At 43.2% G+C, this 13,209-nt stretch carries 10 protein-coding genes; 3 read left to right on the top strand and 7 right to left on the bottom strand.

The window, feature by feature from the left end; all coding sequences use genetic code 11:
• Positions 1 to 61: 61 nt before the first annotated feature.
• Both ACLI09_RS11265 and ACLI09_RS11260 read right to left on the bottom strand, forming a co-directional pair.
• Positions 62 to 2,461, bottom strand: a complete 2,400-nt coding sequence (locus ACLI09_RS11265) for an alpha-xylosidase (RefSeq protein WP_411419727.1) — start codon at positions 2,459 to 2,461, stop codon at positions 62 to 64.
• A gap of 30 nt (positions 2,462 to 2,491) precedes the next feature.
• Complete coding sequence (locus ACLI09_RS11260; protein WP_411419726.1) at positions 2,492 to 2,719, bottom strand: hypothetical protein; 228 nt, start codon at positions 2,717 to 2,719, stop codon at positions 2,492 to 2,494.
• A 262-nt stretch (positions 2,720 to 2,981) separates the two neighbouring features.
• Between ACLI09_RS11260 and ACLI09_RS11255 the strand changes: the two genes are divergently transcribed.
• Positions 2,982 to 3,701 carry an NUDIX hydrolase gene (locus ACLI09_RS11255; RefSeq protein ID WP_411419725.1) on the top strand — a complete coding sequence of 240 codons (720 nt, stop codon included), beginning with the start codon at positions 2,982 to 2,984 and terminating at the stop codon, positions 3,699 to 3,701.
• Between the two features lie 99 nt (positions 3,702 to 3,800).
• Here the strand turns inward: ACLI09_RS11255 and ACLI09_RS11250 are convergent, their stop codons facing one another.
• Together ACLI09_RS11250 and ACLI09_RS11245 are read right to left on the bottom strand one after the other, a co-directional pair.
• On the bottom strand, positions 3,801 to 5,699 hold the full coding sequence (locus ACLI09_RS11250) for a CASTOR/POLLUX-related putative ion channel (protein ID WP_411419724.1): 1,899 nt from the start codon (positions 5,697 to 5,699) through the stop codon (positions 3,801 to 3,803).
• Positions 5,700 to 5,738: 39 nt separating this feature from the next.
• Entirely contained in the window at positions 5,739 to 7,133 is a 1,395-nt protein-coding gene (locus tag ACLI09_RS11245) for a hypothetical protein (protein WP_411419723.1), read from the bottom strand.
• 191 nt (positions 7,134 to 7,324) lie between these two features.
• On the opposite strand from ACLI09_RS11245, the gene ACLI09_RS11240 reads away from it, so the two are divergent.
• Both ACLI09_RS11240 and ACLI09_RS11235 read left to right on the top strand, forming a co-directional pair.
• On the top strand, positions 7,325 to 7,999 hold the full coding sequence (locus ACLI09_RS11240) for a GDSL-type esterase/lipase family protein (protein ID WP_411419722.1): 675 nt from the start codon (positions 7,325 to 7,327) through the stop codon (positions 7,997 to 7,999).
• 1 nt (position 8,000) lies between these two features.
• On the top strand, positions 8,001 to 9,143 hold the full coding sequence (locus tag ACLI09_RS11235) for a methionine aminotransferase (RefSeq protein ID WP_411419721.1): 1,143 nt from the start codon (positions 8,001 to 8,003) through the stop codon (positions 9,141 to 9,143).
• Between the two features lie 16 nt (positions 9,144 to 9,159).
• Here the strand turns inward: ACLI09_RS11235 and ACLI09_RS11230 are convergent, their stop codons facing one another.
• From ACLI09_RS11230 to ACLI09_RS11220, 3 genes are read right to left on the bottom strand one after another with little or no spacing between them, the layout of a single operon-like run.
• Positions 9,160 to 11,682 (bottom strand): carboxypeptidase-like regulatory domain-containing protein, encoded by a 2,523-nt coding sequence (locus ACLI09_RS11230; RefSeq protein WP_411419720.1) that lies wholly within the window; start codon positions 11,680 to 11,682, stop codon positions 9,160 to 9,162.
• Positions 11,669 to 12,577, bottom strand: a complete 909-nt coding sequence (locus ACLI09_RS11225) for a FecR family protein (protein ID WP_411419719.1) — start codon at positions 12,575 to 12,577, stop codon at positions 11,669 to 11,671. The genes ACLI09_RS11230 and ACLI09_RS11225 overlap by 14 nt, the downstream gene beginning before the upstream one ends.
• Before the next feature lie 41 nt (positions 12,578 to 12,618).
• Positions 12,619 to 13,134: an RNA polymerase sigma factor gene (locus tag ACLI09_RS11220; RefSeq protein ID WP_411419718.1), complete on the bottom strand. Its 516-nt coding sequence runs from the start codon at positions 13,132 to 13,134 to the stop codon at positions 12,619 to 12,621.
• Positions 13,135 to 13,209 lie beyond the last annotated feature (75 nt).

Below are 13,209 nucleotides of genomic sequence, written 5' to 3'. Positions count from 1 at the left end.
ATTTAAATCATAGAAAACTCAAAAGCCTGGCAAGGCTGAATTAACTATCGAGGTATTTAGCTTATTTTATCCATTCTGTTTTAAACGTGGTTTTGCCATTAAGGGGGTTAGTGCCCACCTCAAAGCTGCTGCCTTTTTTTGCCATGCTTATAGTTTGTACGGCATCGCCACCCGGAAGGTACACTTTGCCTGTTGCCGTGTTAGTAGCGCCAGTAGCATAAACTTTTAATGTAAGCTTGCTCCAGTCCATATCCTGGGTGCTTTGCGCAAGTTTTATATGTGGGATAACTGCGCCGTTTCTAACTAAAACCACGATAGGGATATCGCCTGCCTTGATCTTGTGCCAGCCGCCCTGATAAACTTGTTTTGTTTGATAATCTATCCATTGCCCCGGCGGAAGGTAAACGTCGCGCTCGGTAACTTCTTCCAGCAAGGGCGCAACTAAAAGGTCTGAACCAAACAGGTACTCATTATCTATAAGCCATGAGCCAGGGTCGTTAGGGAATTCTACAAACAACGCCCGTAGCATGGGCAGGCCTTTTTCGGAACTTTCTTTTGCCTGCGCATAAATGTAAGGCATTAGCTCATAACGCATATTGTCGGCCTTTTGGTAACCTTTCAAAAAATCTTCGCTGTACAACCAGGGTTCGCGTGGGGGCTCTCCATGGCTGCGCACGTGGCTGGTAAGCATGCCAAATGGCGTCCACCTGCGGTATAGCGGCTCAGGCGATTTTGTTGCAAACCCGCCCAGGTCGTGGCTCCAGAAACTAAAGCCCGATAAGCCCAGTGACAATCCGCCACGAAGCGTAGCGGCAATAGCGCCGTTATTGGTTTCAGCATCGCCTCCCCAATGTAAAGGGTAACGCTGGCTGCCGGCCCAGGTGCTGCGAGCCCATATAAGGGTGTAGCCTTTTTCTTTTTGTGTAATCTCGGCCACAGCTTTATTGTAGCGCAACGGGTATAAGTTGTGCTCATAAAAACCGGTGCGGCCATTGCTGTAAATACCATCGGCGGGGGCTGCCTCGCCAAAGTCTACCTTAAACACGGCAACGCCCTGGTCAAACAAATGTTTTAGCTTGCCCTGGTACCAGGCTACAGTTTTAGGGTTAGTAAAATCAAGCACCGCATCTTCATACGGCAGATTACCCTTACGGTCTTTAACAGCAAGGTTTTGATCTACAATTTCTTTAAACAGGGTGTTTTTAGGCGTAAAGTACGGCAGTTGCCACAGGCATACGTTAAAGCCGTCTTTCTTCATATCGGCCATCATTTTTTGAGGGTCGTCAAAACGCGCCGATGCAAACTCATAGTTGTTTCTCCAGTCTACGTCAAACCAGCCGGTGTCAAAGTGGATAACATCACTGGGTATTTTATACTTACGAAGGTTTTTGGCAACTTCACGGCCTTCTTTCTCTGAAAAATAGGTGATGCGGCTCATCCACAGGCCAAACGACCATAGTGGCGGCATTGCGGCTTTGCCGGTAAGGTCGGTATATTCATCAAGGATGTCTTTTGGCTCACCGATAAAAAAGAACAAATCAGCCTCATCGTCGCCCAGCATCATTTTGTTAGCGCTGGAGTAGTATTTACCAAAGTCAACAGTAATAGGCGCAGAGGTGTGCATAAATACGCCGTAGCCGCGGCTGCTCATGTAAAACGGGATGGGTTTATACTGGGTTTCGTTCTGCACGCCATTAGCATCGTCCGTCCAGAGCACCATTTTCTGGCCGCGCTTGTTAAAGTTGGTAAACGATTCGCCACAGCCAAATATCTTTTCATCCGGCTCCAGGCTGAACACGGGCGCCATATTGCGGGAATAATCGCTGTTGCGGCGCACGTAGCTAAAGGGCAGGGTAGGGGTGTAGGTGTTTTGCAGGTCGCTGTTGTGAAGCGTTGATGTAAGCAGTTTTCCCGCAGCATCATATATTTTTACATGCCAGGGCTTTGCAATAATTTCTACCCAACCGTATTTGCCGGTATATTTGTGCCCGGTGGCTGTTTTGCTGTATTTCCAGCCTTCGGGGTGGTTTGGTGCGGTACCGTTTATCAGCATAAGCGATTCCTGCGGCTGGTGAAACTGCGGCCCCGATGTCATTTTTATGCGCACTGTGCGGTCTGATACAAATTGTATGGTAAACGGCTGCATAGGTTCTGCTTCATATTCGGTAGCGGGGAACTCGTTAGCAGTAACCAGTTCCGGCTTCATTTCTATGTTATTAAAAGCCTGTTTGGCTTTGTAATTATACCTTAGGTATTTAACAGTTCCTTTGCCCGTGGCAGGGTCAAACGAAGCTAGTTCGTCGGCAAAGTAAAAGGTATTAAGGTAGTCTTCAAAATCTTTGCTAACGTCAATAGGAACGTTAAGTACGTTTGCATTTTGTATCTGTGCAGAGAGTGTTTTAGTCCCTGCCAGAAACAGGGCTGCAACGGCTGCAAATACATAAAAATTTTGTTTGTTCATGGGGTTATAGTTTGTGAGCAACAGAAGCTTTTATAATTTTTGTCGATTAAAATATGCAGCCTCGCGACTTTTGGCTAATTGCTGCAAAATGCCTTTACAGTAGCTACGAAAGCCTTTTTTGTACTGATTTTGCCAGCCGAAAAAAAAAGGTGTAATTGCTAACTCAAAGTCAGGTAGTTTTACCGAAGCAGCAATCGGTTGTTTTTCAGTATTAAATACCGATAGTTTTGTAGAAGAACTGCCTGAATCGATTCCCAAAAACTGCATTAATTGTTATATATGTAATGATTTAAATAACAAAGCTGGGTTGTAACCAAAATAAACACGGAAAACGGGTTTCTAATGGTTAATTTGACCACAATTATACGAAATAAATTTCTGAAATTAACAAAAATTATCTATAATAATTTTATTATTCTTAAGCGTTTGATTAAATATTAAAGTATGCGGAAATTTTTAGGTTTACTGGCACGTTACCTAATTTTTGCTATATTCGTGCCTGTATTGTTGAAATAAGCCGATGCTGAAAAAATTTATAGATAAAGAGTCAGGAAAAGTAGTAGAGCGCACGGTAATAAATGCAATAACCATAGACTGTGTAGTGTTTGGTTTTGACGAAGGCAGCCTGGAAGTTTTGCTTGTACAGCACGGTGAAGGTATACGTAAAGGGGAGTGGGGGCTGCCGGGTGGCTGGATTAAGGAAACCGAAAGCACCGATGCCGCCGCGCACCGCATCCTGGCAGAACTTACTGGCCTTGATGATATTTACCTGGAACAACTAAAAGCCTTTGGCGAGCCAGACCGTTTCCCGTTAGGACGGGTTATAACCATAGGCTATAATGCCCTGATAAAGCGTGAAGATTATAATATTAAGGCAGGCTCTACAGCAAGCGCTGCGCAGTGGTATAAAATAAAAGACATACCCAGGCTTATATACGACCACAACGGTATACTCGATTACAGCCTTATGCACCTGCGCCACCGGGTAAAACAGGAGCCTATAGGCTTTAACCTTTTGCCCGAAAAATTCACCCTTTTTGAGCTGATGCGGCTTTATGAGGAAATTTTAGGAACGGTAATGGATAAGTCTAACTTCAGGCGCAAGTTTTTAAGGATGAAGCTGTTGGCGCCTTTGGATGAAAAACAAAAAGATGTATCGCACAGGGCGGCACAGTTGTATAAGTTTGACGAAAAAATTTATGAAAAACTCACTAAGAAAGGCTTTAGCTTTGAGTTTTAAATAAAAAAAATCCTTTATGCAAAGGATTTTTTTTATGGGTCGAACAATATCGGATTTCTCTACTTCAATGCATCTCGCTGTAGCGGTTTAAAGTAGCTGCTAATCTTCCGCAACAACTATTAGTTTATCTTCCGGGCTCAAGGTAATCGCGTCGCTTTTTACGGGGCTTACTTTTACACCATAAGCCTTTTCACTATCAAAGGCTTCGGCCTGTATCCGGTAGCCTATGGCAATTTCGCCTTTGCGGCGGGCACTTTCCAGCAGGGTATAGAATGTGGTGGTTTCACCTGGTTTTATGTAATTAGATGCAGGCTTCAGGTAAATTTCGCTTCCTTCGCTGTCCATAAGGTCTTCAAAAACGTCCATCAGTTTTTTATTTTCACTTACCTGGCTCATCATCAGGCTTATCAGTTTGTCGCTAACAATAAAATCATCTGCTTTGGTTACTTCCGCAAGGTCCCGGTTGCGGATGTCGAGCATTTCACTTACAATTTTAAGGTCTACATCTTTCTCCTCGCAAATGCGGCGCAGGTGCAGTAATGTTATCAGGGTGCCGGAGTCGGCCTCCTGCATTTCAAGGTCATCTTTATAGCACAGTACCTGTACGCTGTTGTAGCTTGTAACGTCAAGGTTGTCGAGCACGTCTTTACCGGTAGTGTCCTGGTGGGCAAATTCTATGGTAATATTTTGCAGTTCGCCCGCTACTTCCGCTACCTGTTCGCCATATTTATCAAAGGTAGAAACCACTTTTATAAACGAACCTGCGCCTACATAGTTATCAAGCTCCCGTATAATGATTTGTGCACGCTGGTTCCATCCAAGCAATAAAGTACGTTCTACACCCGGTTTTTCACTCTGGCCGTTTACAATTATACCCTCATCAATTTTGTACTGTGGGTTATTGTTTACAATAAGTGTGTCGTCGTCTTCGGTAATGGCAATAACTTTATCACCGGGCTGTATTACATAATCCATGGGCGGGTTTACCTTAACGGTACCATCGGCAAACTGCAGGCCAAATACGGTAGAATCTTCATAGGCAAAAAGGCTTTCGGCAAAGGTTTTGCCTACAAGCAGTTTTTCGTCGTTAAAATATATTTCGGCGCCGTCAAAATCCATGAGCTCCTGGTATACCATGCTCAGGCCACTTTGGCGGGAGGTTTGTACCATAATACGCGAAATAACATCGTCGGTAAGTATAAGCTCTACTTCATCCTTGCCTACCATGTGGGCCACCTCAAGGTTTTTTTTGTCTTTAATTTCAGCTACAATATGGTAGGGCTCGGTGCGCCGGTTAGGATTATTGGTAATGGCTAATATGGTTTTTATGGTTTGCGAATCGGCATTGCCTTCCTCGGGTGCCAGTATGATTATCGACTTAGAATCATACGGATTGGCAATATTAAGGTCGGTAAGGTCATTAGGCGAACCACTGCGGCAAATAACCTTCATATTTTTCATCTTGCCTATTTTGTCGCGTATTTCGTCTTCCATTTCTACCTTATCCTTATCGGCAAGAATTACAATGCGTGGTTTTTTCTGGTTTTCGCCGGCTATGCACAGTTCAGAAATTATGGTAAATACCTTAGACGACCAACCGAGTATAAGCGTATGGTCTTTTTCGATAACAAAGCTGCGGCCCTTCCGCATTTCTTCCAGCTGGCCTTCTATACCGCTGCTCAGTACACCAATAAGGGTTGAGATGATAAAGATACCGCCAAGCGTAACACAAAATGCCACTATACGGAAACTCCAGCCTTCGTCTCCGCCCATGGTACCGCTATCGAGCGTGCGCATAAGGCTTTGCCAAGAGCCTTCTACAAAGCCTATGGCATCGGCATCGCCCGGGCCTATGCCAAAAAGATAAATAACAAAACCGGCTAAGAGTACCACTAAAAGTGATAAGAGGCCGAGCAAGCCTATCATGGCCATGGGCCCCTTGCTCATAAGGTTGTCAAATTTGTAACGTAGTTTACTACCGGAGGTAATTTTGTTCATTGTTTTAAAGGTATTATGGTTTATGGTTTATGGTTTATTTTATTGCTTTGCCAGGGGTATTCTTTCAACTAAAGAATTAATTGTGCCTTCATACTGTTTGAGTTTCTCATTGTATTTTATGGTGTTGTACTTAATTTCTGTAAGCGGTTTTGCCTGGTAATTTATTAACCCGTATTTATTTCCCTTTTTCACCTGAATGTGCGAACTATAAAACAATAATTCATCATACAAAAAAGGGGTAAGCAACCCGGATGTATGTGCAAGTGCATAACTATTACCCTGCTTTACCGAAAAATATAGTGTAGGGTAGGTGTAATAGGATTCCAGTTTTATAGCATCATACGCTATATCTAGTACCGGTTTTCCGTCTTTGCGGAGCACGCCAAATTTTCCTTCATTTTCTACGAATAACAATTCCTCATCCACTTTTTCAATCTTATCAAAAAACATAACCTCTTTCCACGAGGGGAAGCTTATAAGGGCCTGCTTATTATTACGGACACCTATGAAAAGCAGCGGACCTGTAGTATATATGAGCTTTAAATCATCATATACATACGGATGTACCACGTTATATTTTGCGTCTATAAAAGTGGCCTTGCCGTCTTTTTTTACTTTCATATAGCCTTTTAACAACGGGATGGCCTGCCAAAAATCGTACTTTACCTCGCTATAGCTATCGCTTAGCTGTTGGTTTTTTATATCGATAAAAAAATAGGTGCCGTCTTTTTTTGCCAGCAACCCAAAAGGCGTATACTTTATATCATTGTAATCAAACGGTACCAGGGTTTGGTTTTTAGGGCCTATAACCCCAAAACGGCCCTTACTGCCTACCACAGCATATTGGTCATTTACAAAATTTACAGACAGCCCCGCCATGTTGTATAACGATTCGTCTGCCTTATTTTCCTTAGGGTTTATATCAAATTTAATTTCAGTGTAATTACCGTCTTTAAAAAATGGTCGATCGCTTTTTTTCTCTAAAATGGATTTTGGATTTATTTCCCCAGATTCGCTTACAACCAGATAATATGTGGGTTTAAAGCTTTTCTTGCTTTCTCTGTCTTTGCTAACGTAGTCATAAGAAGCTCTACCCGTTCCTCCTTCCTGTTTTGCAGGCTCTGTATATTTTTTTAAACGAATTGTGGCAAGGTAAGTGGCAGTATAAGTAGTAAGGCTAGTATTGTAAAGCGAAGCCGCATCATAAAAATAAACACTTAATGTAATGTAATCACGGTCGTTCCTAACATTGTACCCCGGAAAAAAATAAACTTGCTTTGAATCTTTAGCCTGTTTTAAGGTACATTCTTTTAAAATGCTGTACATGAGCTTCTCATCGCCGGTAAGCCCGGAGACCGGTTTAGCGTTTTCTTTTTGTTGTGCCCAACAGGAAACAGATAAAAACAATATGAGCAAAAAGTTATGCAGTGCCATTATAAAGGTTGGTTTTATACCTGAAATTTAACTGTAAAGATTTTCTCTTAAAAATATCTTAAATTTTAATTAGGAGTAAAGTTAATTAAAAAAACATCTGAATATAATTTGTGTTAAAAAAAGTGCGCCGTTTAACCCTGGCAAATGCATATTATATTTTTAAGTACATTTACGATTAATCAAAACACAAAATGAAAAAAAGGTTCTTAATAGCATTCGGCTTACTGGCAATGCTTTGTTCCGCGCAGGAAAACCACAAGTATGACTCGGATATAGCCACCATAAAAAAATATGACAACATCTATGAGCCTGCTCAAAATCCCATACTTTTTGTGGGCAGCTCGTCCATACGCAAGTGGGGGCATTTGCAGGAGGCTTTTGGCAATTATAATGTTATTAACCGTGGTATAGGCGGAGCCGTAACTGACGATATAACTCATTATGTTGACGACCTTGTGTTTAAATACAAACCGCGACAGATAGTGCTTTACGTGGGAGAAAATGATCTCCCCGATAACACTAAAACTGACGATATAATATTGCAAAAAACCATCTCACTCTATACTGCTATACGCGCAAAACTGCCCGAAGTACCCATTGTATATATAGCCATGAAGCCAAGCCCGTTGCGTGACAACTACCAGCAAAAATGTAAAGCGGCAAACGACAAGATTCGTAAATTTTTATCGACGGAAAAAAATGCTGTGTTCGTAGATGTCTATACGCCGATGCTGGCTAATGGCAAGTCGCGCCCCGAACTTTTTGTGGAGGATATGCTGCACATGAATGCGAAGGGATACAGCATTTGGGAGGAAGCGGTAGCACCCTATTTGCTGAAAGAAGAAACTGCAAAGAAAAAAATGTAGTATGAAGTTTAAATCGAAACTACCTTATATAGAGGGGCATATATTTTCGTATATGTCGGGGCTGGCAAACCAGTACAATGCCATAAACCTGTCGCAGGGGTTTCCAAATTTTGAGCCGGCGCAGGAACTTAAAGACCTTGTAGCCCGCTGCCTTGCAGAAAATACAAGCCAGTATGCGCCCATGCCCGGATTGCCTGCGCTGCGTGAAGAAATTGCCCGTAAGGCGCTTAAATGCTTTGGGATAAGCGTGAACCCTGATAGCGAGGTTACTATAGGTTGTGGCGCTACCGAAATGATATTTACTGCGATTGCCGCTTTTGTGTGGCCAGGCGACGAGGTAATTATTATTGAGCCGGGGTATGATTGCTACCGCCCGTCCATAGATGTTGCCGGCGGAAAGGTGGTTGTATACAAAATGAAAGCGCCCGAATTTAAAATAAACTGGCAGGAATTTGCGAACTACATTACGCCTAAAACCCTTATGATATGCATAAGCAGCCCTAATAACCCCACCGGTTCCCTTATGAATAAGGAGGATATGGATGCACTTGCAGGGCTGGTTAAAGGTACTGACATTATAATCCTGAGCGATGAAGTATATGAACACATGGTTTTTGATGGCGCCGTGCACCAAAGCCCGCTTATTTACCCGGAGCTTAGGGAACGAACAATATCGGTATTCTCTTTTGGTAAAACCCTGCACATAACCGGTTGGCGTATAGGCTATGCCATAGCGCCCCAACAGCTTACCAATGAACTTCGAAAGGTGCACCAAAACACAGTTTTCAGCGCCAGCCACCCGTTGCAAAAGGCCATTGCGCTGTATCTTGCCCAAAATGACAGTTACCTTAACCTACCCGAATTTTATCAAAAAAAGAGGGATGTATTCCTTCAGGCTATGGGCAAGACCAGGCTTATCCCGCTACAATGCAGGGGCTCCTACTTCCAGTTGTTTGATTATTCGGCAATCTCAGATGAAGGCGACTTTGCTTTTTGTGAACGGCTGGTTAAAGAGTATGGCGTTGCGGCAATACCGGTATCGCGGATGTATTCTGACCGGCATGACGACCGGCTGATTCGCTTTTGCTTTGCAAAAACAGACGATGTGCTTATTAGTGCGGCAGAGCGGCTGGATAAGCTTTAAAGGTTTTACTAACGTATTAAAACACTAGCTTAACACTCACATTCGGTGTCCTTTTTAGCCCATAAGTATCTACACTTTCTATATTGTTGTTGCTTTTATTAATGCGGTAGTAGCGGTTAATGCCGTTTTTGGTATTCAGTAAATTGAGTATCGAACAGCTTGCCGTAAAAAGCGAGCGGCTGTTTAAGTGCCAGGTTTTTGAAAGTGAAAAGTTTACCTGCACATTATCCTCAAGGCGGCTGTTATTGGGGCTGCTATAGGTTATATGTGAATTGGCAGGGTTATCCGGGTCTATAAAATACGATACCGGAGTGGTAAACGGTGTACCGCTGCGCCACTTTGCCCCCAGGGCGGCACGCAGGTTGTTCCATTCATACGTGCCGGCGGCGGTAACGGCATGCGGTATAGCAAAATTGTTACTGAAGCCTGGGGGTACAAAACCGTAAAAATAATAGTGGTTATCATTATAACTGTAAGAAGCCCAGGTGTAAAAGCTGCCGAATCTTTTCTGCAAAAGAAATTCAAGCCCCGTAACGGTGTAGTATCCGGTGCTTTCGGTAAATTCAAACTGGTTTTGAAACCCCTGGCTATTGCTGGCAATGCCGCTTATTTTTTTATAAAAGCCTTCTACAGCACAATACCACCCATTTTCCGAATAGTTAAGCCCCACTGCCGCCTGTTTACTTTTTTGTATTGGTATGTCATTATCGTTTGACAGTACCCAACGGCGTTTTTCTATTCCTAAAAAATCCTGTTGTAAATCGATAACCTGCGAAACCGTCTGGCTCTTTCGCTCTGCCGACACTTCCAGTTTTACAGCATTGTAGAGCTTTTGAGTAAATACAACCCTTGGTTCCAATAAAAACACGGTGTACTTATCAAAATAGGTTCCCCGTAGCCCGGCATATAATTTTGAACTCCCTTTTTTTGAGCTATAATTTACCTCTCCGTTAAAGGCATGCGACCTTGAAACCACCTTTTCGTTTTTAGAATAGGCAGGGATGTTTACCTCATCAAAATTTTTAACGCTTATTTCATTATACTGGTATCCGGCACTAAAATCAAGCTCCGGTAAAAGATCATAGCCATATTTAAACCGTGCCCCTTTATCAAATATGGTGTTGCCCTGGTGGGTTATCTGCTCATTTTCAATAGATTCGTTACTGGCGTTTACATCATAAACAGAGGCGTACACCTGCATTTCAGATGTGGTTTTCGCACCCCACTTTGACACCATAGCCGCACTGCCCCCCAGGCTGCGCTGTAAAAGGCTGTCATAACGGCGTGCAGAGGCGTTAGCCTGCAAAATGCTGAGGCTGTTCGCTATACCTATACCGTCGATAAGGAAGGTATGTTTTTTATTTATCGCATGGCTGTAGGAAAAAGACAGGTCATAAAAATAAAATTTCTCACGGGTTTGTATGGGTACGCCCTCATTTTGCAGTACATCGGTAATGGTGGTATTTTGAAATATCCTTTCGCGATAGCTTTTATAAGTGGGCGTAGTTAAGGCATCGGTAAAGCTCCTCCGGGCCGCCACCTGTAGCCTGCCTTTTGGCGATAGCCTTACATGCGAAACGGCATTAACTGTAAGCATATCGGCCGCAAAGGCGCTATAGGCACTATCCTGCGGCTGGGTATGGGTAGAAATATCTATGAGCGAAGAAACGCTTTCGCCATATACAGCGGGGCTTCCGTTTTTATAAATGGATATGGTAGTAGCAGGGAGGGGGTTAAAAGCCGATATAAGCCCAAAAAAATGGCTCGTCTGGAACATGCGGATGCCGTTCCATAAAAAAAGGTTCTGGTCGTGGGTACCGCCACGCACATTAATGTTAGATACTGTTTCGTCTGCACTTATAACGCCCGGCAGCTGCTGCATGGTTTGCAGTACATCGGGTTCGGTCATGCCGGGTAAAATGCCAAATTTCTGAGGCTTTATTACCAGCTGCCCGCCGTTTTTTTTTGATATGCCGCTGGCCAGGTAGCGCTGTGCCAGCACCTCCTGCAGTTGTATAGGCAGTTGTTCCATGTAAAATACAGGGCATGGGGGTACATATAATGCTACTGCATCAATTTCTGCCGTACGGTAACCCACATGGCTTATGCTAATTTTTCCGGTAACAGGGGGCAGGCTGAAATAACCTTTTTCATCAGTACTTACCTTTATTGCTGTACCGGATAGAGCTACAAGGGCATTTGGTATGGCAGTTCCGGTGCCAGGGTTAATTATATGCCCGCAAAGGGGTTTTTGGGCGCTTATATCGTTATAGGCTACATAGTAGCCCGGACTTACCGCCTCAAACCTTAACCTTGTTTTTTTTTCGATGTATCCAAAAGCCGCCTCAAGGGATATATCGTTATCGGGTGGGGCGAGACTATAGAGGGCAATCTCATCATCTATATAGCTTATTTTTACATTATAAGCTTTTGTAATGTGCCTGAGTATAGCCGTTAAAGGTACATTCCCGTTAGTTTGCGCTATACAATATAAGGGAAGAAAGAAGATGAGCAGTGTAAATAGTTTACCTTTTGGCATCAACAGCTTTCAGCAGGATTATAGTTCCTTGTTCCTGAATTTTAAGATGGTATAAGCGGGACAGGGCCTTTAATGCCCCATCTATATCATTTGCCGGCAGCACACCCGAAAACGTGCGCGCGGTTGTATAATCAGTTTGTATATCCACATCATACCTGCGCTCTATTTCGGCAAGTACGGCAGGCAGTTTTTCATTGCTAAAGCTAAGCGTATTTCCAGTCCACGAAGGATTATTTTCGGTCACCTGCGTTATGCCTCCGGCCATTTGGCCATCTTCTACAGTAAGCGCCATGTGCGGTGTAAGTATTGTCGATTTTCCATTATAGGTAACCTTAACCTTTCCTTCATAACACACTACATCAAGTCGGTTTTCCCGCGCTTTTACATTAAAATGCGTGCCTAATACAGTTACCGTGCCTAAGGAAGTAGTTACCGTAAAATTTTTTCCTTTGGCTACCTCAAAATATGCCTCTCCCTCAAGCTCAATGTTGCGGCTGTTATCCCAATTAAAGCTGCTGTAGCCCGATTTTGAACCTGCATTAAGAAGTACTTCCGAATTGTCCGGCAGGGTAAAGGCAAGGGTTTTGCCATAAGGTGCGCTAACTGTTTTTGGAAGCGTAAAATAAACACCCAGGCTAACCAATAGCAGTATAGTTGCAGCTATGCCCCTAAACCAGGCTTTCTGGTATAGCGGAACAACTTTTGGTGCCTTTTTAGGATTTTTAAATATGCTTTCCATCATAGCATCGCCGTCTAATAGTGGCTGCTCTATCTGCTCGAAATTCTCTTTAATGCGCATAAGTGTTGCATACCGGGGCGACTTTTTAAGTTCCTCCAGTTCCGGGCCGTCCAGTTCACCGGCAAGCCAGCGTGCAAGTTGGGTATCATCGTTCATAAGTATGCGTTTTTAATTTGACAAAGATGTAGGCTTAAACCCTACCTGAAATTTTCTATTTTTTCACTCATTGCTATTAATGCCCCGTGTATGCGCTTTTCTACCGCTTTTACACTAATACCCAGCATTTCGGCAATTTCCTTATATTTTTTTCCCTCTACCCTGTTAAGTAGTAATGCTGTGCGCTGTGCCTCAGTTAGTGAGGCGATTGCAGCATCAAACTTCCGGCGGAATTCTTTTTCTTCAAGCAGGTATTCCGGGTTTTGGTTGTCTAAAGCTGTAGAAGCATTATTTGCAGCATAGTTTAAAACCACTTTTTTATAGGCAGTGTGGTTTAGCGCGTTATTTTTTGCAACCGTATAAACAAACGATTTTGGGTTGCGCACCTCAGCACAGTGTTGCCATAATTTTATAAAGGCATCCTGGGTAATATCTTCGGCCAAATCCTTATCACCAAACTTATAGTAGATGTAATTGCGGAGCGTTTGCGCCTGTGCCTTAAAAAAAGCCGAAAAGATGAGCTTATTGCAAATGTCTTGTATTTCAGGCTTTTTCATAGATAATGTGCATTAATTTCGGCGTGAAGTTAAAAAAAAATACGATGGATGGTAGGGTAGTGTCATTTTTTTTTG

It is taken from the genome of Flavobacterium sp. RHBU_24, from assembly GCF_046613695.1.
Taxonomy (GTDB): Bacteria; Bacteroidota; Bacteroidia; order Flavobacteriales; family Flavobacteriaceae; genus Flavobacterium.
The sequence above is the reverse complement of the archived record's forward strand: the minus strand, read 5'-3'. Positions and strand labels throughout refer to the sequence as shown.